We start from the raw sequence: 22545 nt of genomic DNA on the forward strand, positions 1-22545 counted from the left end.
GATGTCGATTACCCCCGAGAACCCCGGCGACCTCAACCGCCGGACCCTGCTGCGGCGGGCCGCCGCGGCGGGCCTTCTGGTCACCCCGGCCGCCGGCCTGCTCAGCGCCTGCGCCGGCAGCGAGCCGGAGAAGTCCGACAACGGCGGCACGGCGAAGAGCAAGGACAACCCGTTCGGCGTGAAGGACGGCAGCGCCGTCAAGGTGGTCGTCTTCAACGGTGGCCTGGGCGACCAGTGGGCCAAGGAAGACAAGACCATCTTCAACGCCAAGCACCCGAACATCACGGTCAACATGTCTTCCACCCAGAAGATCAAGACCGAAGAGCAGCCGAAGATGGCGACGCAGCCCAGCGACCTCGTCATGAACTCGGGCGCCGACAGCATGGACCGCGCCACGCTGATCAACGAGGGCGCCATCGAGCCGCTCGACGACCTGCTCACCGCGCCCGCCTGGGACGGCGAGGGCACCGTGGCCGACTCGCTGCTGCCCGGCACCGTCTCCGACGGCACGCAGAACGGCAAGTTCTACGTGGTGAACATCGCCTTCACCGTCTGGGGCAACTGGTACAACGCGGCCAAGTTCAAGCAGGAGGGCTGGGAGGCGCCGAAGACCTGGGACGACTTCTTCGCCCTGGCGCCGAAGATCAAGGCCAAGGGCATGGCGCCGTACGTCCACGACGCCGTGCACGGCTACTACCCGCGCTGGGCCCTGATGGCCAGCATCTGGAAGTCCGCCGGCAAGCAGGTCATCGTCGACATCGACAACCTGAAGGACGGCGCCTGGAAGGCCGACGGCATCCTCAAGGCGCTCGAGCCGTGGGAGAAGCTGGTCAAGGACAGGCTGCTCCTGCCGGGCAAGCTCGACCACACCCAGTCGCAGCAGGCCTTCCTCGACGGCAAGGCGGCGTTCATCCAGGTCGGCACCTGGCTGAAGAACGAGATGGCCGCCACCATCCCGCCGGGCTTCGAGATGACGCTCTCCGACTACTGGACCAACGCCGACGACAAGGCGGCGAAGGACGTGTTCGCCTCCTCCGGTGAGGGCTTCGTGGTCCCGAGCAAGGCCCCCAACAAGGAGGCCGCCAAGGAGTTCCTGCGGGCGATCCTGTCCAAGGCCGGTTCGGCGAAGTTCGCCGAGCTGACCAAGTCGCTGGCCTCCACCAAGGGCTCCGGCGACAACGTGCAGGACTCCGCGCTCTCCAGCGCGAACACCCTGATGAAGAACGGCAGCTCGGACCTCATCTCGTTCAAGTTCCCGGACTTCTACGCCGACCTGGACAAGGAGAGCCAGAACCTCTCCGAGGAGCTGATGGCCGGCCGGCTCACCGCCCAGCAGTTCGTCGACAAGATGCAGGCGGCCGCCGACAAGGTCGCCAAGGACTCGTCGATCAAGAAGCAGACCCGCACCGCCTGATCCGACGGAGAGAGTGAGTCCAATGCGGCACGGAGTCGCGCGTTTCGTCACGGGCTTCCTGGCCCTGCCCGTCGCGCTGTACCTGTTCTACGTGGTGTGGCCGTTCGCGCAGGCGGCGGGATACTCGCTGACCGACTGGGGAGGGTACTCGGATTCCCAGCGCTTCGTCGGGCTGGACAACTACGTCCGGCTGTTCTCCGACGAGCTGATCAGGAAGGCGTTCTGGCACAACGTCTTCTTCCTGGTCACCGTGCCGCTGTTCACCATCGCGCTGGCCCTGTTCCTCGCGTTCCTGCTCAACGTGGGCGGACGCGAGGACAGGGCCGGCATCCGCGGGGTGTTCGGGTCGAGCCTCTACAAGGTCATCTTCTTCTTCCCGCAGGTGCTGTCGCTGGTGGTCATCGCCGTCATGTGGCAGCAGATCTACCGGACCGACCAGCAGGGCCTGATCAACGGCCTGCTGATCAAGGTCGGCCTGGTCGACCCGCAGAACCCGATCGCCTTCACCGCCGACCCGGAGCCCTTCCTCGGCATCCCGGCGGTGCTGTGGTGGCTGCTGCTGATCGCGGTGTGGAGTGGCGCCGGCTTCTACATGGTGCTCTTCTCGGCGGCCATGCAGTCGATCCCGAAGGACATCTACGAGGCCGCCATCCTCGACGGGGCCGGCCGGTTCCACACCTTCTTCCGGGTCACCCTGCCGCTGCTCCGGGACACCATCTCGGTCGCCTGGGTCTACCTGGGCTTCATCGCCCTGGACATGTACGCCCTGGTCTTCGTCATGACGCCGAGCCAGGGCGGCCCGAACCACGCCAGCGAGATCTTCGCCTCGGTGATCCAGTTCAACGCGTTCCAGAAGGGCCAGTTCGGCTACGCCTGCGCGATCGCCGTGGCGCTGGCCATCTTCACCATCCTGCTGGCCGCCCTCCAGTTGAGGATTACCCGTCGTGACCGGATCGAGTACTGAGGAGGCCTGGACGATGAGCACGGTGACCCATTCCTCCGGCCAGCGGCGACCCGATGCGGTGCCGCCGGCCGGTCCGGCCGCGAGCCGACGGGCCGAAGCCGCCGCTGGCAGCATCGGCGGCCGGATCTTCAACGGCTTCTCGCACCTGTTTCTCGCGGTGTGGGCGATCATGGTGATCTACCCGCTGTTCTGGGTGGTGATGTCCGCACTCAAGACCGACTCGGAGGTGATCCGCGAGCCGCTGTCGCTGATCCCCGAGTCGCTGCAGTGGGACAACTTCGCCCGGGCCTGGACGGCCGGGATCGACAGCTTCTTCCTGAACACGCTGCTCGTGCTCGTCTTCAGCGTGACCCTGACGATGCTGCTGGGCTCGATGGCGGCGTACGCGCTGGCCCGTTACGAGTTCCGGGGCAACCGGCTGATCTACTGGATGTTCCTGTCGGGGCTGACTCTGCCGATCTACCTCGCCGCGGTGCCACTGTTCAAGGGCGTCTACAACATGAACGTGGTGTTTCCGCTGCTCGGCCCGAACAAGCACCTCACGCTGATCCTGGTCTATGTGGCCTGGTCGATGTCGTTCACCGTCTTCTTCATGCATTCGTTCTTCCGGACGCTGCCCGACTCGATCGCCGAGGCGGCCCAGGTCGACGGGGCCTCGCACACCCGGACCTTCTTCAGCGTCATGCTGCCGATGGCCAAGCCGGGCCTGATCAGCATCGGCATCTTCAACGTGCTGGGCCAGTGGAACCAGTGGTACCTGCCGACCCTGCTCATGCAGTCGGTCGCCGGCGAGCCGAAGCACCAGGTGATCGCCCAGGGGCTGATCGAGCTCTCGGTCAACCAGGGCTACAAGTCCGACTGGTCGGGGCTGTTCGCCGGCGTCACCATGGCGATGCTGCCGGTGCTCATCGTCTACATCGTCTTCCAGCGCCAGGTCCAGTCCGGCCTCACCGCCGGCGTCAGCAAGTAACCCCGCCCCGCCTCCGGTCTCGACGCACTTTCCCGGAAAGAGTGGCTGTCCCGCCGCGGATAGCCACTCTTTCCGTGAAGGGGGGGGGCTGGTGCCGGGGGTGAGCGGTCAGGGGTGCCAGGAGCGCCAGAGGGCGGCGTAGGCGCCGTCGGCGCGGACCAGGTCGTGGTGGCTGCCGATCTCGGTGATCCGACCGTCGGACAGCACGGCGACCCGGTCGGCGTCGTGCGCGGTGTTGAGCCGGTGCGCGATTGCGATGACGGTGCGCCCGGTGAGCACGGCCGCGAGGGCCCGCTCGGTACGCCGGGCGGTGGTCGGGTCGAGGGCGGCGGTCGCCTCGTCGAGGATCAGCGTGTGCGGGTCGGCGAGCACCAGCCGCGCGAGGGCGAGCTGCTGGGCCTCGGCCGCGCCGAGTTGCCGGGCCCCGTCGCCGAGCGGGGTGTCCAGGCCGTCGGGGAGCCCGGCGTACCAGTCGGCGCCGACGGTGCGCAGCGCGGAGCGCATCTGCTCGTCGGTGGCGTCCGGCGCGGCGAAGGCCAGGTTGTCGCGTACCGAGCCGATGAAGACGTGGTGTTCCTGGGTCACCAGGGCGATCCGGCGGCGGCGCTCGGCCGGGTCGAGGTCGGTGACCGGGCAGCCGCCGATGCTGACCACGCCCTGCCGGGGCGCGTCGATCCCGGCCAGCAGCCGGGCCAGGGTGGACTTCCCGGCTCCCGACGGGCCGACGACGGCCAGCCGCTCGCCGGGCCGGACCTCCAGGTCGATGCCGTGCAGCACGTCGTGGCCGGCGCCGTAGGAGAAGCGGGCCCCGCGTACGACGAGTCGCTCGTCGCGGGGGGTGCGCGCGGTGCTGGGCGCCTCCGGCGGCACCAGGCCGACACCGAGCACCCGGGCGAACGAGGCGAAGCCGCGCTGCGCCTGCTCCGTCCAGAGCAGGAGCCGGTCCAGCGGTTCGATGGCCTGTTGCAGGTAGAGCGCGGCGGCGACCACCGCGCCCAGCGAGACGTCCCCCCGGGCGAGCAGGTACCCGCCGACGAGCAGCGCCGCGGCGACCGGCAGCGGATAGCTGGCCTCCACCACGCTGAAGAAGACCGTCCGCAGCCCGAGCGTCGCCCGCCGCGCGGCCCACAGCCGGGCGATCCGCGTGGTGCCGCGGGCGATCCGCTCGTCGGCGAGCCGGAACGCCTCGACGGTGCGGGCGCCCTCGGCGGTGCTGGTCAGCGTCTCGGTCAGCGCCGCGGCGGCCGCACCCTCGGCCAGGTACGCGGGGCTTGCCCGCCGCAGGTACCAGCGGGTCGCCGCGCCGATCGACGGCAGCCCGGCCAGCGCCGCCAGGCCGAGCAGCGGGTGCAGCAGGAAGACCGCCCCGAACAGCAGCGCCAGCTGCACCGAGGCGATCACCATGGTGGGCACCACGTCGCGGACGGTGGTGCCGACGGTGGACACGTCGACCGAGCTGCGGGTGGCCAGTTCCCCGGAGCCGGCCCGCTCGACGACGGAGACGGGCAGCTCGAGCGTGCGGTGGACGAAGTCCTCGCGCAGCTCCGCCACGGCCCGCTCCCCGAACCGGTGGCCCGCGTACTGGGCGTACCGGGAGAGCACCGCCTGCACCAGGACCGCTCCGCCGATCGCCAGCGCCAGCCGGTCGACGGTGGCCACCCCGGCACCCCCGGTGACCCGGTCGACGATGCGGCCCAGCAGCCACGGCGGGGCGAGCCCGGCGACCGCGGCGGCGCTGTGCAGCGCCAGCACGCCCAGGACGGCGCGCCGGTGCCGGCCGAGCAGGTCGCGCAGCGCCCGGTGTACGGCGCCGCGGTCAGCCACCGGCAGTCGGCTCACCGGAGGGCCCCCTCGGCGTCGGTGGGCCGGTCGACGTCCGGGTCGGCGCTGTCCCGGGCCACCAGCCGCCGGTAGCCGGGATCCCGGTCGAGCAGGTCGGCGTGGCCGCCGGTGCCGACGATCCGGCCGCCCTGCAGGTGGGCGACCGTGTCGGCCCGGCCGAGCAGTAGCGGCGACGTGGCCAGCACGAGGGTGGTCCGGCCGGCCCGCGCGGCCCGCAGCCGCTCGGCGATCCGCGCCTCGGTGTGCGCGTCCACGGCGGAGGTCGGGTCGACGAGGATGAGCACCTCCGGCTCGGCCAGCAGCGCCCGGGCCAGGCGCACCCGCTGACGCTGACCGCCGGAGAGCGTACGGGCCCGGGCGTCGAGCGGGGTGTCGAGCCCGTCCGGCAGCGCCTCGGCGACGTCCTCGGCGGACGCGGCGCGCAGCGCCGCCACCAGCCGCTCGTCGTCGGTCCCCGGCCCGCCCCGGTCGTCCCCGCCCGGTCGGGGGCGCAGGACGTCGCGCAGCGCCCCGGCGAACAGGTACGAGTCGTGGTCGGCGACCAGGATCCGGGCCCGGACCTCGTCCAGCGCGATCCCGGTCAGCGGCACGCCACCCCAGGTGACGTCGGAGGCGACGTACCGGCCGAGCCGGTCGGCGAGCGCCAGCGCCTCGGCCGGGTCGTCCGCGGCGACCCCGGTCAGCCGCCCGGCGCGCACGGTCAGCCCGGTCACCGGATCGTGCAGGTCGGCGGGACCACCGGGCGCGGGCAGCGCCGCCGACCGGCGGGCCGCCGGCACCCGACCCGGCTCACCGGGCGCGGTCCGGGGACCGCCGACGTCGTCGGGGACCAGGTCGAGCAGGGCGACGATCCGGCGGGCGGCGACCCGGCCGCGGATCAGTTCGTGGCTGCCCTCCAGCAGGAACCAGACCGGCACGACGAGGGTCGCCACGTATCCGTAGACGGCGACCAGTTCGCCGATGCTGATCTCGCCGGTGACCGCCATCCGGGCCGCCAGCCACACCACCGCCGCGAGGAACAGCCCGGGGATGGCGACCGTGGCCGCGTCGATCCAGCTGTTGACGGCGCCGACCCGGTAGCCCTCGGCGAGCAGGTCCCGGGACCGGGCGGCGTAGCGGCGGGCGAACAGGTCCCGGCCGCCGACCCCGGCGAGGACGCGCAGCCCGGCGACGATGTCGCCGGAGCGGGCGGTGAGGGCGCCCTGCTGCTGCCGGTAGACCGACTCGGCGCGGTCGAGGCGACGCAGCAGCGGCCCGACCACCAGCCCGACCGCCGGCACGCCCACCAGCACGCAGAGGGCGAGGAAGGGGGAGATCGACCAGAGCACCACGGCGATGACCCCGTAGGCGATCACCGCGCCGACCCCCGGGCCGGTCAGCGTCAGCACCTGCGCCGTCCAGTCGATGTCGGAGCCGCCGACGGTGGCCACCTCGCCGGCGGCGGCCCGGCGCGGCAGCACCGCGCCGATCCGGGACAGCTGCCGCAGCACGACGGCGGCCGAGCGGGCCTTGGCGTCCTCCCGGATGAAGGTCATCGTGCGGTGCCGCATGATGCCCAGGTAGGACAGGCCCACCCCCGCGACGACGATCGCCGCGACCCAGAGCCACAGGGCGCGGTTGTCGTGGGCGCGCAACCCGTCGTCGACGGCGCGGGCGATCAGCCAGGGCCGCACCGACAGCCCGACCATCCAGGCCGTGCCGAGCAGGCTGCCGCGCAGCACCCGCCAGGGCTGGCAGCGGACCAGCCACCACATGTAGCGCAACGGCCCCCTGGTGTCCGGAGTGCCGGGCTGGGCATGGGGGATCTGCGGGGGCACCCGCCCACGCTACCGACCGGTGCGAAGATCCACCGACCCGTTTGTCGGCTGCCCGGCCCGCGACAGTCACCCGATCCGGCCGCCCAGCGGCGGCCGGTCGGACAGGGCTCGACGGCACCCGGGGCGCGGCCGGCAGGCCGGGCTCGCCGGCGCCGGGGCCGGCCGTGCGGGTCGGCCGGTGTCACAGGGACGAGGCAGAATCGCATCCGTGCTGGTGGCGGTGGTGGCGGACGAGCGGGGCGGGGGAGTCCTCCAGCCCCTCGACGCCGACGGCCGTCCCGCCGGCGCGGCCGACGTGGTCGTCGACCTCGCCGCCGCGGTCGCCGCGCGGGAGGCCGCCGAGCACCCGCGCTGGGTCTGGGCCTCGGGTGTCGCGCTCTATCCGGCGCTGCTGCGCGCCGGGGTGCGGGTGGAGCGCTGCCACGACGTCGAGCTGACCGAGGCCCTGCTGCTCGGTCACGCCGGCCGCTGGGGCGAGCCGCGCTCGCTCGCCGCCGCGCACGCCCGGCTCACCGGGGCCGCCGTGCCGCCCGACCCGCCGCCCCGGCCGCCCGCGCCTCCCGGGCACGGCCAGGGCGCGCTCTTCGACGCCGTCCCCGGGCCGCCGGGCCCGGGCATCGAGGCCCTGGTCGAGGTGTACGCCGACCAGCTCGCCCGGATCGCGGCCACGCAGCACCCGGGCCGGTTCCGGCTGCTGGTCGCCGCCGAGTCGGCCGGTGCGCTGATCGCGGTGGAGATGGGCGCCGCCGGCCTGCCCTGGCGCGTCGACGTGCACGACGCGATCCTCGACGAGCTGCTCGGCGAGGCGTCCCCGGTCGGCGGGCCGCCCCGCCGGCTCGCCGAGCTGGCCGCCCGGATCGCCGACGCCTTCGGCGTACGCCAGGTGCACGCCGACTCCCCGGCGGAGCTGCTGCGGGCCTTCGCCCGGGCCGGGGTGGAGCTGCCCAACACCCGGGCCTGGGTGCTGCGCGGGGTCGACCACCCGGCGGTGCCGCTGGTCCTGGAATACAAGGAGCTCTACCGGATCTGGACGGCGCACGGGCGGGCCTGGCGGGACGCCTGGGTCCGGGACGGCCGCTTCCAGCCGGAGTACGTCCCCGGCGGGGTCGTCTCCGGCCGGTGGGCCACCCGGGGTGGTGGCGCGCTGCAGATCCCCAAGGTGATCCGGCGGGCGGTGGTGGCCGATCCGGGCTGGCGGTTGGTGGTCGCCGACGCCGGCCAGCTGGAGCCCCGGGTGCTCGCGGCGGTTTCCGGCGACGCCCGGCTCGCCGCGGCCGGCGGGGCGGGCGACCTCTACGCCGCCCTGGCCCAGGACTCCTTCGCCGGTGACCGGGCCCGGGCCAAGGTGGCCCTGCTCGGCGCGATGTACGGCCAGACCGGCGGGTCGGCCGTCCCCGCGCTGGCGGTGCTCAAGCGCAGCTACCCGACCGCGTTCGGCTACGTGGAGGCGGCGGCCCGCACCGGCGAGGCGGGCGGCCTGGTCCGCTCCTGGCTCGGGCGCACCTGCCCGCCCGGCACGGCCGGGTTCGTCGACGGCGACGACGCGGGCGTCGATCCGGACGCCGGTGCCGACCCGCAGTCCCCGCGGGCCCGGGCGGCCCGGTCCCGGGGGCGGTTCACCCGCAACTTCGTCATCCAGGCCACCGCCGCCGAGTGGGCCTCGACGCTGCTCGCCACGCTCCGCGGCGAGCTGGCCGGCACCGCCGCCGAGCTGGTGTTCTTCCAGCACGACGAGGTGATGGTGCACTGCCCGGCCGGGCAGGCCGAGGCCGTCGCCGCGGCGGTCGGCCGGTCCGGCGAGCGGGCCTCGGCGCTGCTGTTCGGGGACACTCCGGTCCGGTTCCCGCTGGATCTGTCCATCGTCGACTGCTACGCCGACGCGGCATAGCGCACAATTTTCCTATTTGCCCCGCTACCCGGCGCCGGGGGCGCTCGTTGGGTCCGGTGTGCGCAACGGGCCGGGCAGCTCTGCTCGGTCCGTCTTCACGACGGAGGTGGCGCAGCTGAACCGGATCGCAGGGATGATCATCGCAGCGGGCGGGGGACGCCGGATCGGCGGACCCGAGGCGCTGCTGCACCAGGGTGGCACGCCCCTGGTGAACCAGATGATCGACACGATGACCGAGGCGGGCTGCGAGCAGATCGTGGTGGTCCTGGGCGCGGCCGCCGACCAGGTGCGGGAGACCGCCGACCTGAGCCGCGTCACGGTGGTGGTCAACCGCGCCTGGGGCACCGGGGTCGGCTCCTCCATCCGGGCCGGCCTGGCCGCGCTCACCGACGAGGGGGTCGAGGCGGTGGTGGTCGTCCCGGTGGACATGCCGGGCCTCACGCCCGCCGCGGTACGCCGGGTGGCCGCGCTGCCGTACCCGGACGTGCTGGTCTGCGCCACCTACGACGGGCTGCGCGGCTACCCGATGCTCTTCGGCCGCCGGCACTGGTCCGGCATCGCGACCCTGGCCAGCGCCGATGTCGGCGCCCGGCCGTACCTGCTGGCGCACAAGGACCAGATCGTCGACATCGCCTGCGACTCGGTGGCCGACGGCAGCCGGGTCGACACGCCCGAGCTGATGGCCCTCTACGGCCTGACCGTCCCGCCGCAGCGCGTCGGCGTCTGAGCCGTCCCCGACACCCGGCACGCCGCCCACGGCGCTACGGTTCGCGCGGCGTGGCATCGTGCGGGGCGTCCGGGAGGTGCCCCGACTGCTGGCCCGGCTCCGCCGGACCGGGGCGGCCGGCAGCGACCCTCCGCCGGTCGCCACTCGCTGACGCCTCCGCGCCCCGCCGGTCCACCCGCCCGACCAGCGCCGCCTCGGCGCTCCGGAGTGGATCACACGACGGGTGGCACCATCGTTCGCTCCAGGTCGAACAGGGCGGCGGCGCTGTCCCAGCACACCGCGCGCAACCAGTCGTCGCCGAGGTCGAGCCGGGCCAACCCGGCCAGTTGCTCGGCGTACGGGTAGGGGATGTTCGGGAAGTCGCTGCCCAGCAGCACCTTGCCGGCCAGCCCCAGCTCGCGCAGCCGGGGCAGCTCACCGGCGGGGAAGGGCACGAACCGGTCGAAGAACGGGGTGAACGCCATGGTGGTGTCGAGCCGCACCCGCTCGTACCGCTCGGCGAGGTCGAGGAAGGCGGCGTAGTCGGGCGCGCCCAGGTGCGCCACGATCGCGCTCAGCCGCGGGTGCCGGGCCAGCAGGGCCGCGAAGCCCGCCGGCCCGGTGTGCGTGGTGCCGACCGGGGCGTGCCCGGCGTGCACCACCACCGGCACGGCCGCGTCGGCGAGCAGCCCCCACACCTTGTCCAGCGCCGGGTCGGTCGGTGCGAACCCGCCGACCTGGACGTGCACCTTGAACACCCGGGCGCCGCCGTCCAGCGCGTCGGCGACGTACCGGGGCGCGTCCGGCTCGGGGTAGAAGGTCGCCGAGGGCAGGCACTCCGGCGTGGCCCGGGCGAAGTCCAGCGTCCACCGGTTCAGCTCCGCCGCCATCCCGGGCCGGTGCGGGTACGCCAGCGCGCTGAACGCCCGTACGCCCATCCGCCGCAGGTGCGCCACCCGGTCGTCGTCGCTCCACCGGTACCGGATGGGCCACTCGGTGCCCACCAGCGGCCCGGCCGCGTCGAAGTACGCCCACACCCGGCGCAGCAGCCGGGGCGGCAGGAAGTGCACGTGCACGTCGGCCAGCCCGGGAATGCCCAGGTGCCGGCAGAACGCCGGAACGTCGTCGTCGTCGGCCGGCACCGGCCCGCTGGTGGTCACACCTCGATATTGAACCGGTGCAGCACCGATGGCGCCACCAGCCCGACCGCGGCGAGCACGGAGAGCACGGTCAGCACGGTGCGCAGCACGATCACCTCGGCCTTGCTGCCGGTCCGTAGCGCGATGCCGTTCGGCAGGCCGACCATCAGCCACATCCGCCGTTTGATCGGGATGGGCCAGAGGATCGGTACCCCGGCCTTGGTGATCATGTCGCCGAGGATGTGCACGAAGCAGCCCACCCCGACGGCCACGCCGATCATCGGATAGCCCCGGTCGCCGGGCAGGTTGGCGAAGGTGAACCAGGCGGCGGCGGCCGAGGCCAGCGTGACGATGACCCAGCCGGCCCGCTCGGCCCACTCGTCGAAGAGCCCGCGCAGGGCCAGACCGATCATGAAGAACAGGATGCTCACCACGGCCCACTTGCCGTACGCCGCGCAGAGCGCGGTGGTGCCCCAGCCGACGAGGACGGTGAACGGCAGGGTGTGGGTCAGGGTCCGGTGGCCGTTGTTGCGGCGCGGGTCCCGGCTCAGCTTGGTGGCGTAGTAGACGCCGAGCGAGACCTTCTCCATCACCTCGGCGATGAAGAGCGAGAAGACCCCGAAGGTGCGGGCCACCGTCGCGCCGCCCTGGTTGCGGGTGACCTTGCCGGAGAGGTCGAGGTCGGGGAAGAGCGCCCCGCCGGCGCAGACCGCGGTGCCGACGGCCAGCGCCAGCGGCGACTGGTGGTAGTCGGCGAACTGGTCCAGCGCCCACGAGCCGGTCAGCCACACCGCCGCGCCGGACAGCGCGTGGGACGGTCCCATCATGTCGCGTCGCCCTCCCCAGGTTCTTGATCGACAAAGCTACGCCACTGTGTCAGAGCCGCCGCCGAGGGGGCAATCACCCGGACGGTCCACAGGGGAGGGCGTCAGGCGGCGGGTCGGAAGCTCTGCCGGATCATCAGGAAGTATGTCGCGTTGACCTGCCAGTCGAACTCTTCTGTCAACCATGAGACGGTGTAGGCCCGGCCCGCCGCGACCGCCACGATCAACCGGGCGGTGTGCACCTGCACGCCGGCGGCGTTGAGCCAGGAGCACTCCCACAGCGCCCCGCCCCGGAACATGTCCAGCCGGGAGATGTCCACCCGGCGGTAGCCGGGCAGCGCCCCGTCGCCGGTCAACCGTCGCTCCTCGGCCCGCCAGTGGGCGACCGGGTCCGCCGGCGCGACACCGGGGGCCACGCTGAGCACCCGTCCGCCGCCCGGCTCCCGGAAGCAGGTCACCGGGCCGTCGGTGAAGCGCAGCCAGCGGGCCGGGGCGGCGATCCGGAAGCCGGTCGCGTCCTCGTACCAGGTCCACCCGGCAACCAGCGCGGGCTCGCCGGTCGGCGGTGGCACGGAGGGGACCGGGGTGGCGTCCGCCGGGGCGGGCGTGCCGCAGGGAAAGGCGACGGGCCGGACGGCGGTCGCGCCCCCGCCGCCGCCTGGGGAGGGGGACGCCCGGTCGCCGCCGCCGCGCAGCGCCGCCGCGATCCCGGCGCCGACCAGCAGCGTGCTCGCCACGGCCACCGCGACCAGCCCCTGCCGCCGGCGGCGCGTGCCGCCCCGGCGTCGCGGGACGACCGGGGCGGGTGCGGCGGCGGCCCACGGCACGACGGCGTCCCCCGGTGCCGGCGGGCCCGCCGCCCGCTTGCCGCCGCCCCCGGCCGGCGCGTCCGTCGGCGTCGGGGCGTTCGTCGGTGTCGGGGCGTCGCCCGCCGCCGGTCGGCCGGTCTCCCACGACGCGGGCAGCGCGGCGGCCGGGACGCCACCCGGCCGCGTCCCGGCGTCCGGAGCGGCGGGACGGGTGTGGTGGGACGCCGGCGGGTCGATCGCCTCGGGGCGCCGGCCCGCCAGCGGCAACCCGACGTCGGCGGCGGCGAGCGCCGCCCGCAGCAGCCGTTCGGCCTCGACCGCGGTCAGCCGACGCCACGGGTCGCGCTGCAACAGCCCCTCCAGCACCGGCCGGAGCGGCCCGGCCCGGCGGACCGGGTCGGGCGGCTCGGTGGCCAGCGCGCTCAGCGTCGCCATCGCGGTGGACCGGGCGTACGGGGACTGGCCCTCCACGGCCGCGTACAACGTCGCGCCCAGCGACCACAGGTCGGTGCGCGGGTCGGAGACGCCCTCCCGGGCCCGTTCCGGGGCGACGAACTGCGGTGAGCCGAACACCAGGCCCGGGCCGGTCATCAGGCCGTCCCCACCGTCGAAGGTGGCCAGCCCGAAGTCGGTGAGCATCACCCGCCCGTCGTCGGCGACCAGCACGTTGTGCGGCTTGACGTCGCGGTGCAGCACCCCGGCAGCGTGCGCGGCGCGCAGCGCGGCCAGCACCGCCAGCCCGATCCCCGCGACCCGCCCCGGCTCCAGCGGTCCCTCGGTGGTGAGAATCTGCTGCACCGAGCGGGACGGCACGTACTCCATCACGATCCACGGGCTGTCCCGGTCGTGCACCACGTCGTAGAGCCGGACCACGTTGGGGTGGTTCAGCCGGGCCGCGGTGCGCGCCTCGCGCAGCGTGCGCAGTCGCAGCTCGTCCCGTTCGGCCTCGTCGAGCCAGTTGGGCGGGACGACCTCCTTGACCGCGACGTCCCGGTGCAGCATCTCGTCGCGGGCCAGCCAGACCCGGCCCATCCCGCCGCTGCCGACCAGCTCGAGCAACCGGTACCGCCCGGCGACCAGCAGTTGCTGCACGACGCCTCCCCCTCGGCTACCCCCCGATACACGATATCCAGCGGCCTGCGGTTTCTCATCCACAGCGCGGTCCGGTCCGGAGGTGCCGTCAGGTCGGCGATACCACCTCGGTGACCCGGCCGCGGAAGCTCTGCCGCACCACGGTGAACTGTCCGGTCGCCGCGGCCCAGTCCTCGTCCGCCGTGCTCCAGCCGAGCAGCCACCCGCCGGCCTCGTCGCCGGGCAGCAGCCGCAGCGCGTGCTGCCGTTCGCCGAACGGGGCCGTCCAGCGACACTCCCACTGCGCACCCCGGCCGGCGGCCGCGCCGATCCGCACCTTGGCGTAGTGCGGCAGCGTGCCGGCGTCGACCAGCCGGCGCTCCTCCGACCGCAGCCAGGCGACCGGGTCGGGGTGCTCGGCGGTGACCGGCTCGACGCTGAGGGTGCGCCGACTGGACGGGTCCCGGAAGCAGGCGACCCCGTTCTCGGTGAACCGCAGCCAGCCGACCGGCACCGTGACCCGCCAGCCCTCCTGCACGTACCAGGTCCAGCCGGCCGGTGGGCGGAAGCCACCGTCGGCGGTGCCGGGCCGGGCGACGATCGGCTCGCCGACCGGGTGGGGCCGCAGGCAGGGGAAGGGCGGTGGGTTCCGCGGCGGGCCGCCGTCCGGCGGCGGCGGTCGGTCCGGTTCCCGGCCGTACGGTCGGTCCGACCCGCCGTCCGCAGTGGAGGTGGATCCGCTGGTCGACGACGAGTCGGTCGGCGACCCGTCCGACTCGTCGTCGACGATCGCGAAGGCGGTGCCGATCCCGGTGGCCGCCGCCACGCCCAGCGCCGTCACCACCAGCGCCACCCGGCGCGGGGTGAGCCGCAGCCAGCCCAGGACGCGCGCGAGCACGGCGCCGAGGTCGACCCGCGCGGCCGGACGGTCACCGGCCGCGGCGGCGGCCTGGCCGGCGCGGGTGCCCGGGCCTTTCGCCTCCCCGGAGCCGGTGGCGGTCCCGTCGGTCGCCCAGGCCGTCGGGTCGGCGGCCGCCGCCTCCCGGGCGGCGCGGGTGGCCGTGCCCTCCGCTTCGCCGGACCCGGCCGGACCCTGATCGGCGGCGGCCCGCGCGGCGCCGGAGCGGCCCGGCGGGGCGTACGGCGACGACAGTCCGCCGGACGATCCCGTGCCGCCGCTGCCGGCTCCGGACCGGTCCGGCACGCCGGGCCAGGGCGGCGGTGGGGTCACGATGGCCGCCGAGCGGGCGACGGGGAGCACCACGGTGGGCGGCTCGGTGGCGGGCTGGTGCGCGGCGGCCGCGATCAGCCGGTCGGCCTCGTCGTGGCGGATCCGCCGGCGCGGGTCCCGGCGCAGCAGCCCCTCCAGCGCCGGTCCCAGCGGGCCGGCGTGCGGCGCCGGGTCGGGTGGCTCGGTGGCCAGCGCCGCCAGGGTCGCCATCGCGGTGCTGCGGGCGTACGGCGAGCGCCCCTCGACGGCGGCGTGCAGGGTGGCGCCGAGGGACCACAGGTCGGCCTCCACGCTGGACACCCCCTCGGCGGCGCGTTCCGGGGCGACGAACTGCGGCGAGCCGAGGACCAGCCCGGGCCCGGTCATCAACCCGTCGCCACCGTCGAAGGTGGCCAGCCCGAAGTCGGTGAGCATCACCCGCCCGTCGTCGGCCATCAGGACGTTCTGCGGCTTGACGTCGCGGTGCAGCACCCCGGCGGTGTGCGCGGCGCGCAGCGCGGCCAGCAGTGCCCGCCCGATGCCGGCGGCGCGCACCGGGTCGACCGGGCCGGTGTCCTCCAGGACGGCCTGCAACGTCCGGGAGGGGACGTACTCCATCACGATCCACGGGCGGTCGTCGACCTGGACCACGTCGTAGACGCGGACGACGTTGGGGTGATTGAGCCGGGCCGCGGTGCGCGCCTCGCGCAGCGTCCGCAGCCGCAGCTCGTCGCGCTCCGCCTCGGCCAGCCAGTGCGGCGGGACGACCTCCTTGACCGCCACCTCGCGGTGCAGGATCTCGTCCCGGGACCGCCAGACCCGGCCCATCCCGCCCCGGCCCACCAGTTCCACCAAGCGGTACCGGCCGGCGATCACTTCCTGCTGCACGGTTCTCCTCACCGTTGGCCGACGTACACCGTAGCCAATGGATCGGGGGAGACCTATCCGTCGTCGGGATTCGACGGTTCAGCAGGCTGCCCCGTCCATCGCCAGCAGGTTGCCCTCCGGGATGGCGATCCGCGCTCGCCCGCCGGCCAGCAGCGCGGCGGCCCGCCGCGTTTGGAAGGCGCCGTGCTCCCGCTGGGCGGCGGTGTAGCTGCCCGCGGTACGGGCCGCGATGGTCGCCCAGCCGTACCGCCGGCTGACCATGGTGCGGGCGCGGCGGGCCACCCGGCGGGCGAAGACCTCGTCCCGCAGAAGCTGGTCCACCGCGCCGGCGAGGGCGTCCGGGTCGCTGTGCGGAAAGGTCACCCCGGTGACACCGGGCTCGACGATCTCGGCCAGCCCGCCGGTGCTGGCCACCGCCAGCGGCGCGCCGGCCGCCGCGGCTTCGAGGGCCACCATGCCGAACGGCTCGTAGAGGCTCGGCACCACGGTCGCGTCGGTGGCGGCCAGCACCGCCGGGAGCTGGGTGGCGTCCATGAAGCCGGCGAAGCGGACGGTGTCGCCCAGGTCGAGTCGCCGCGTCTGGTCCACCAGCTCCTCCCGGTACGGCCCGTCGCCGGCGATCACCACCCGCAGCCCCGGGTGTCGCCGGCGCAGGTGCGGCACCGCGTGCACCAGGTGCTGGACGCCCTTCTCGTAGACCAGCCGGCCGGCGTAGCCGACCAGGGGGCCGTCCCCGGCGAACCGGGCGCGGGCCGAGGCGACCGCCCGGGGGCGGGCGTGCCAGGCCCGGTCGTCGACGCCGTTGGGCACCACGTCGACCCGTGCGGCCGGCACCTCGAAGAGCCGGGTGACCTGGTCGCGCATGTAACCCGAGCAGGCGATCACCCGGGCGGAGGCGTTGCTGAGCCAGTGCTCGACGCCGTGGATGGTGCGGTTCATCTCCTCCGGCAGCCAGCCCTGGTGCCGGCCGGCCTCGGTGGCGTGGATGGTGGTGACCAGGGGCAGGTCGAGGTGCTCGGCGAGAGTGATCGCGGTGTGCGCGACGAGCCAGTCGTGGGCGTGGATCACGTCGTAGTCGCCGGACTCGGCGGCGCGCAGCGCGGTGCGGGTCAGCGTGTGGTTGAAGGCCATCGTCCAGGCCAGCAGGGAGCCGGTGGCCAGCGGGAAGGTCACCGGGTCCTCGGCGGCGCGCAGCACGCGCACGCCGTCGGCGTACTCCTCGAGGGGCGCGCCTTCGGCGTGCCGGGTGACGACGGTGACCTCATGCCCGGCGGCGGCCAGGGCCACCGACAGCGCGTGCACGTGCCGGCCGAGTCCACCGACGAGCACGGGCGGGTATTCCCAGGAGAGGATCAGCACCCGTTGGTGCCGGGCGGGGTGGATGTCGATCACGTCGGCGTCAGGTGACATGAAGGCCCCCTTTGAGTTGTCCCCCGTACGTGCGGCGGAAGGCACCCACCGGGTGCCCGCCGTCTCGCCTGGGTCGGGGCCCATCCTGCCGACCGCTGGATAACCAGCGGAGACGCCGTCGTTGCCGGTGTGTAACGCGTGCCTAGCGGGGCCGGCGGACGCGCAGCAGCTCGGCCACCGACCACGCCTGGAACGGGCAGCCGGTGGCGGCGTGCGGCGGGGTGCCATCGGCCGTCTCGCTCACCGATCCTAGGCCATAATCCCCCAAATGGCCCTCAAGTCCGACCAAAAGGTCATCGGTGGCCAGGCCGGCCTTCCGGTACGCGTCGACGAACGGTCCGATCAGCCACGGCCAGACGGTCCCCTGGTGGTAGGCGGTGTCCCGCTCGGCCGGCCCGCCCCGGTGCCGGGCGGCGAAGTCGGGGGAGTCGGGGGAGAGGCTGCGCGGGCCGAGCGGGGTGAACAGCCCGGCCGCCACCCGGCGCAGCACCGCCGGGTCCGGCTCCAGCGGGGCGTACGGCAGGGACCAGGCCAGCAGCTGGTTGGGGCGCAGCAGGTCGTCGTCGTGGTACGCCGCCCCGCCCAGCGGATAGGCCGGCGCCGGCGCGTCCACCACGTCGTGCAGCCAGCCCGCCGGCGACGGGAACCGCTTGCCGAACGCCTCCCGGGCCCGCGCGTGCAACCGCCACAGCTCGGCCGCGTCCCGGCCGGCCAGCTCGGTCAGCTCGGCCAGGCCGGCCAGGCCGTTGACCCAGAGCGCGTTGACCTCGACCGGCTTGCCGGTGCGCGGCGTCACCGGCACCCCGTAGACCCGCGCGTCCATCCAGGTCAGCGCGGTGCCCGGGATGCCGCCCTGGGTGAGCAGGCCGTCGGCCGGGTCGACCGCGATGCCGTACCGGGTGCCGGCCAGGTGCGCCTCGACCACCCCGTGCAGCGCCGGCAGCAGCTCGTCGGCCAGGTCGGTGTCGCCGGTGAGCGTGACGTGCCGGCTCACCGCGTGCAGGAACCACAGCGTCGCGTCGACGGTGTTGTACTCCACCCGGCCGGTGTCGGCCGTGTTCGACAGCATCCCCTCCGACAGCGTGGCCGCGTACGAGCGCAGCAGCGCCCGCCCCTCGTCGGCCCGCCCGGTGCACAGGAACAGCCCCTCGTACGAGGTCATCGTGTCCCGCGACCAGGCCCCGAACCAGGGGTAGCCGGCCACCACGTCGGGCCCGGTGCCGGTGCGCACCACGAACGCGTCCGCGGCCAGGGTGAGGGTGGCCTCGACCGGGTCGGCCGGCTTCGCCGCCGCCACCACCGCCCGGTGCCGCCGTCGGGCCGCCGCGACCACCTCGGTCGCCGGCGGCGGCTCGTCGGCGAGGTCGCCGGCCCAGGCCAGCACCGACACCGTGTCGCCGGGGCGGTCCAGCGCGCCGGCGAAGCGGCCCGCGTACCAGAGGTCCTCCTCCGGGTGCAGCCCGCGCGCGGCCTCCTCGCGGTGGTGCACGCCGAGCCACCACTGCCCCTCGGGCGTCCAGTCCGGCCCGGCCAGCCGGAACGAGCCCTCCACCACCGCGCCGCCGTCGACCGGCTCCATCCGGGGCGCCGGGCCGTCCGCGCGGCGCTCGCCGTGCGTGTCCCGCCAGGTGCAGGCCGCCGAGAGCTCCAGCCGGACCGGGCCGCCGGCGACCAGCCGGTGCACCACCGCCACGCCGGGGCGGCCATGGGTCATCGCCAGCTCCCGCTCGATCACCACGTCGCCGATCCGCCAGCGCCAGCGCGGCAGCCCGTCGACCAGCTCGAAGCGCTCCAGCAGCTCGAAGCCGCGCGGGTCGACCACGCCCGAGGACCACTCGTGCGCGCCGAGCCGCACCCGCGCCCCGGAGGGCAGCGTCACCGCCGGGTCCAGGCTCACCAGTCCCACCCGGCGGGACGCCGGCGTCTCGCCGGCCACCACCAGCAGGCCGTGGTAGCGCCGGGTGCGCAACCCGCTCACCGTGCCCATCGCGTACCCGCCCAGGCCGTCGGTGACCAGCCACTCCCGGGTCGCCCCGCCGGCCAGCTCGCCGCAGACCTGCGGACCGAAACCGATCTCGATCAACTACTTTCCTCCTGCGGCCGCGAGGTGTGACGCGCCACGACGACAATGGCCCTTGTGGTGAAGTACCCCGGCGGCGTCGAAGATGTGCACGTGTTCACCGACAGGTCGCCCTCCGACGCACCGTCCCCCGACCCTGAGCGGCTCCGGCTGGCCCAGGCCGACGCCGGGGAGCAGGACTGGCGCGCATGGGGTCCCTATCTGTCCGAGCGGGCGTGGGGGACGGTACGGGAGGACTACAGCGAGCACGGTACGGCGTGGGACTACTTCCCCCACGACCACGCGCGGTCCAGAGCCTACCGGTGGAACGAGGACGGCATGGCCGGCGTCTGCGACGACCGGCAGACCTTCTGCTTCTCCCTCGCGCTCTGGAACGGCGTCGACCCGATCCTCAAGGAGCGGATGTTCGGCCTCGGCGGCGACGGCGGCAACCACGGCGAGGACGTCAAGGAGTACTGGTGGTACGAGGACTCCACGCCCACCCACTCCTGGATGCGCTGGCGCTACCACTACCCGCAGGCCGCCTTCCCGTACGACGAGCTGGTCGCGGTCAACGCGCTGCGCGCGCGGGACGAGACCGAGTACGAGCTGGTGGACACCGGGATCTTCGACGACGACCGGTACTGGGCGGTGACCGTCGACTACGCCAAGGCGTCCCCGACCGACATGTGCATCCTCGTCACGGTCGCCAACCGGGGTGACGAGGCGGCCACCCTGCACGTGCTGCCGCACCTGTTCTTCCGCAACACCTGGGCCTGGGGGCTGCCCGGCGCCGACCGCGTGCCCCGGCTGGTCGGCGAGGGCTCCCGGCTGGTCGGTGAGCACTGGGTGCTGGGCCAGGTCCTGCTGGAGGGCGACGGCGCGCCGACCCCGCTGCTCTGCGACAACGACACCAACGCCGAGCGGCTCTGGGGGCTGCCGGGGCGGTCGCCGTACCCGAAGGACGGCATCAACGACCACGTCGTGACCGGCGCGGCCACGGTCAACCCGGCGCGGGAGGGGACCAAGGGGGCGCTGCACTACGTCCTCGACGTGCCCGCCGGCGGCCAGCGGCAGATCCGGCTGCGGCTGACCCGCACGGCCCCGCCGCCCGGCACCGCCCCGCCGCCCCCGGCGGACCTGTGCGACGGCTTCGACGCGGTGCTCTGGGCCCGCCGGGCCGAGGCCAACCGGTTCTTCGCCGGGGTCATCCCGGCGGCGGCCAGCGCCGACGAGGCCCTGATCGCCCGGCAGGCCATCGCCGGGCTGATGTGGGGCAAGCAGTTCTACCACTTCGACGTCAAGCGGTGGCTGGAAGGCGATCCCGGCTCCGCGCCGCCGCCGGCCGGTCGCCGGCACGGGCGCAACAGCGCCTGGTGGCACATGAACAGCTTCGACGTGATCTCGATGCCCGACCCCTGGGAGTACCCCTGGTACGCCGCCTGGGACCTGGCCTTCCACTGCGTCAGCATCGCCCGGGTCGACCCGGGCTTCGCCAAGGACCAGCTGCTGCTCCTACTCCGCGAGTGGTACCTGCACCCCAACGGGCAGATCCCGGCGTACGAGTGGGCGTTCGGCGACGTCAACCCGCCGGTGCACGCCTGGGCGGCGCTGAAGGTGTTCGAGATCGACGGCGGGCGCGACCACCAGTTCCTGGCCCGGGTGATGCACAAGCTGCTGCTCAACTTCACCTGGTGGGTCAACCGCAAGGACACCGGCGGCAACAACGTCTTCGAGGGCGGCTTCCTCGGGCTGGACAACGTCGGCCCGTTCGACCGGTCCGCCGCGCTGCCGGTGGCCGGGGTGCTGGAGCAGTCCGACGGCACCGGCTGGATGGCGATGTACGCGCTCAACCTGCTGGACATGGCCATCGTGCTCGCCGAGCACGACCACGCCTACGTCGACACCGCCACCAAGTTCTTCGAGCACTTCGCGTACATCGCGGCGGCCGCGTACTCACAGGGGCTCTGGGACGACGAGGACGCCTTCTTCTACGACGTGCTGCGGCTGGCCGACGGCAGCCAGGTGCCGCTGCGGGTGCGTTCGGTGGTCGGGCTGCTGCCGCTGGCCGCCACCACCCGGCTCACCGCGCGCACCCTGCAACGCCTGCCCGAGCTGGGCGCCCGGCTGCGCTGGTTCCTCACCCACCGCCCCGAGTACGCCGACGTGATCGGCGCCCGCCGGCTCGGCCCGGACGGCCGCCAGCAGCGGCTGCTCTCCATGGTCGGCCCGGAGCAGGTGGTCCGGCTGCTCGCCCGGATGCTGGACCCCGACGAGTTCCTCTCCGACTACGGCCTGCGCACGCTGAGCCGCGCCCACCTGGACAAGCCCTTCTCGGTGACCCTGGGCGGGCAGGAGTTCGCCGTCGGGTACGAGCCGGCCGAGTCGACCAGCGGCCTGTTCGGCGGCAACTCCAACTGGCGGGGCCCGATCTGGATGCCGACGAACTTCCTGCTGATCAGCGCGTTGCGCGACTACGCGGCGTTCTTCGGCGACGACCTCCAGGTGGAGTACCCGACCCGCTCCGGGCGCAAGTGCACCCTCGATGAGATCGCCGACGACCTGTCGGCCCGGCTGATCTCGCTGTTCACCCGGGACGACTGGGGGCGACGGCCGATCTACGGCGCCGCCCAGCTCTTCCAGACCCACCCCGACTGGCGGGACCTGATCTGCTTCCCGGAGTACTTCCACGGCGACAACGGCGCCGGCCTGGGGGCCTGGCACCAGACCGGGTGGACCGCGCTGGTCGCGGACCTCATCCTCACCCTGCGGCGCTGACCTGCCGGGGGAGAGTCGCCAATCCGTCACCGGACGGTGACCACAGGTGACCGTCGCTAGCATCGACCGGGTGTCGCCCACCGACGGCCCGGACGCCGAGCCGGCCGAGTCGAACGAGCCAACCGAGCCGGCTGGTTCGGACGAGCCCGCCGAGTCGGCTGGTTCGGACGAGCCGGGCGAGCCGGCCCGGGTCGTGGCGGCCGCCCGGCGGCTGGCCGAGGCCGAGGGGTGGGCGGCGGTGACCCGCCGCCGGCTGGCCGAGCGGACCGGGATCGACATCGAGACCCTGTACCGCCGCTTCCCCGATCCGGCCGCGCTGGTGGCCGCCGTGGCGCTGCGCGGCTTCGCCGACCTGGCCGCCGCCCTCGCCGCCGCCCGGGCAGCGGTCGGCGACGACGGCGCCTGGCCGGCGGTGGTGACGACGTACCTGGACTTCGCGTACGCCAACCCGGAGGTGTACGACGCCATGCTCGCCCACACCCCGGACCTCACCCTCGGCCGCGACCCGGCGCCCGGCGCGCCCCGCGCCGCTTTCGCCGAACTGCGCGCCGCGCTGACGCCGCTGGCCGCCGGCCGCGACCCCGACACGCTCGCCGAGATCGGCTGGGCCCTCCTGCACGGCACGGTCATGCTGACCCGGGGCGGCCGGCTGCGACCGGAGACCCAGGAGCAGCGGGAGGAGCTGATCGCGGCCGGGCTGTTCGCCGCGCCCTGACCTGCGTGGTCGACCTCGTGTCGGGCGCCACGCCGCGGCGT

The 22545-nt window shown here is 74.3% G+C and carries 15 protein-coding genes; 7 read left to right on the forward strand and 8 right to left on the reverse strand.

Going from position 1 to position 22545, the window contains the following annotated elements; translation table 11 throughout:
• The first annotated feature begins 1 nt into the window (after position 1).
• The 3 genes from ngcE to FHX75_RS00430 are packed head-to-tail and all read left to right on the forward strand — an operon-like array spanning position 2 to position 3348.
• Positions 2-1414: an N-acetylglucosamine/diacetylchitobiose ABC transporter substrate-binding protein gene (gene ngcE, locus FHX75_RS00420; RefSeq protein ID WP_154936113.1), complete on the forward strand. Its 1413-nt coding sequence runs from the start codon at positions 2-4 to the stop codon at positions 1412-1414.
• A 22-nt stretch (positions 1415-1436) separates the two neighbouring features.
• On the forward strand, positions 1437-2378 hold the full coding sequence (locus tag FHX75_RS00425) for a carbohydrate ABC transporter permease (protein ID WP_154936114.1): 942 nt from the start codon (positions 1437-1439) through the stop codon (positions 2376-2378).
• A gap of 13 nt (positions 2379-2391) precedes the next feature.
• Positions 2392-3348 carry a carbohydrate ABC transporter permease gene (locus tag FHX75_RS00430; protein ID WP_154936115.1) on the forward strand — a complete coding sequence of 319 codons (957 nt, stop codon included), beginning with the start codon at positions 2392-2394 and terminating at the stop codon, positions 3346-3348.
• 108 nt (positions 3349-3456) lie between these two features.
• Here FHX75_RS00430 and FHX75_RS00435 read toward each other — a convergent pair whose 3' ends face one another.
• Positions 3457-5187: an ABC transporter ATP-binding protein gene (locus FHX75_RS00435; RefSeq protein WP_154936116.1), complete on the reverse strand. Its 1731-nt coding sequence runs from the start codon at positions 5185-5187 to the stop codon at positions 3457-3459.
• On the reverse strand, positions 5184-6911 hold the full coding sequence (locus tag FHX75_RS00440) for an ABC transporter ATP-binding protein (RefSeq protein ID WP_211364386.1): 1728 nt from the start codon (positions 6909-6911) through the stop codon (positions 5184-5186). The genes FHX75_RS00435 and FHX75_RS00440 overlap by 4 nt, the downstream gene beginning before the upstream one ends.
• Positions 6912-7215: 304 nt before the next feature.
• Between FHX75_RS00440 and FHX75_RS00445 the strand changes: the two genes are divergently transcribed.
• Positions 7216-8895, forward strand: a complete 1680-nt coding sequence (locus tag FHX75_RS00445) for a bifunctional 3'-5' exonuclease/DNA polymerase (RefSeq protein ID WP_425463459.1) — start codon at positions 7216-7218, stop codon at positions 8893-8895.
• A gap of 133 nt (positions 8896-9028) precedes the next feature.
• Positions 9029-9622 carry a nucleotidyltransferase family protein gene (locus FHX75_RS00450; RefSeq protein ID WP_154936119.1) on the forward strand — a complete coding sequence of 198 codons (594 nt, stop codon included), beginning with the start codon at positions 9029-9031 and terminating at the stop codon, positions 9620-9622.
• A 212-nt stretch (positions 9623-9834) separates the two neighbouring features.
• On the opposite strand, the gene FHX75_RS00455 is transcribed toward FHX75_RS00450, so the two are convergent.
• From FHX75_RS00455 to FHX75_RS00480, 6 genes are all read right to left on the reverse strand, one after another.
• The gene (locus FHX75_RS00455) at positions 9835-10761 is read right to left on the reverse strand and encodes an amidohydrolase family protein (protein WP_154936120.1); all 927 of its coding nucleotides are present in this window, start codon (positions 10759-10761) and stop codon (positions 9835-9837) included.
• Entirely contained in the window at positions 10758-11567 is an 810-nt protein-coding gene (locus FHX75_RS00460; protein ID WP_154936121.1) for a metal-dependent hydrolase, read from the reverse strand. The genes FHX75_RS00455 and FHX75_RS00460 overlap by 4 nt, the downstream gene beginning before the upstream one ends.
• Before the next feature lie 101 nt (positions 11568-11668).
• Positions 11669-13465, reverse strand: coding sequence for a serine/threonine-protein kinase (locus FHX75_RS30495; protein WP_246157473.1), 1797 nt, complete (start codon positions 13463-13465; stop codon positions 11669-11671).
• A gap of 88 nt (positions 13466-13553) precedes the next feature.
• On the reverse strand, positions 13554-15542 hold the full coding sequence (locus tag FHX75_RS00470; protein ID WP_425463460.1) for a serine/threonine-protein kinase: 1989 nt from the start codon (positions 15540-15542) through the stop codon (positions 13554-13556).
• A gap of 78 nt (positions 15543-15620) precedes the next feature.
• A complete protein-coding gene (locus FHX75_RS00475) occupies positions 15621-16952 on the reverse strand; it encodes a glycosyltransferase family 4 protein (protein WP_154936122.1) in 1332 nt (443 codons plus the stop codon).
• A 142-nt stretch (positions 16953-17094) separates the two neighbouring features.
• Complete coding sequence (locus FHX75_RS00480) at positions 17095-19035, reverse strand: amylo-alpha-1,6-glucosidase (RefSeq protein ID WP_154936123.1); 1941 nt, start codon at positions 19033-19035, stop codon at positions 17095-17097.
• 45 nt (positions 19036-19080) lie between these two features.
• Between FHX75_RS00480 and FHX75_RS00485 the strand changes: the two genes are divergently transcribed.
• Positions 19081-21789: an MGH1-like glycoside hydrolase domain-containing protein gene (locus FHX75_RS00485; protein WP_154936124.1), complete on the forward strand. Its 2709-nt coding sequence runs from the start codon at positions 19081-19083 to the stop codon at positions 21787-21789.
• Positions 21790-21835: 46 nt separating this feature from the next.
• The gene (locus tag FHX75_RS00490; protein WP_246157475.1) at positions 21836-22504 is read left to right on the forward strand and encodes a TetR-like C-terminal domain-containing protein; all 669 of its coding nucleotides are present in this window, start codon (positions 21836-21838) and stop codon (positions 22502-22504) included.
• Positions 22505-22545: the final 41 nt, after the last annotated feature.

The sequence above is a fragment of the Micromonospora palomenae genome, from assembly GCF_007829925.1.
Lineage (GTDB): Bacteria > Actinomycetota > Actinomycetes > Mycobacteriales > Micromonosporaceae > Micromonospora > Micromonospora purpureochromogenes.

Bases quoted from the DNA above. Each gene is read 5' to 3' on its own strand.
- ngcE (WP_154936113.1), top strand. From the start codon at position 2: ATGTCGATTACCCCCGAGAACCCCGGCGACCTCAACCGCCGGACCCTG.
- FHX75_RS00425 (WP_154936114.1), top strand. From the start codon at position 1,437: ATGCGGCACGGAGTCGCGCGTTTCGTCACGGGCTTCCTGGCCCTGCCC.
- FHX75_RS00430 (WP_154936115.1), top strand. From the start codon at position 2,392: ATGAGCACGGTGACCCATTCCTCCGGCCAGCGGCGACCCGATGCGGTG.
- FHX75_RS00450 (WP_154936119.1), top strand. From the start codon at position 9,029: ATGATCATCGCAGCGGGCGGGGGACGCCGGATCGGCGGACCCGAGGCG.
- FHX75_RS00460 (WP_154936121.1), bottom strand. From the start codon at position 11,567: ATGATGGGACCGTCCCACGCGCTGTCCGGCGCGGCGGTGTGGCTGACC.
- FHX75_RS00475 (WP_154936122.1), bottom strand. From the start codon at position 16,952: ATGTCACCTGACGCCGACGTGATCGACATCCACCCCGCCCGGCACCAA.
- FHX75_RS00485 (WP_154936124.1), top strand. From the start codon at position 19,081: ATGGCCCTTGTGGTGAAGTACCCCGGCGGCGTCGAAGATGTGCACGTG.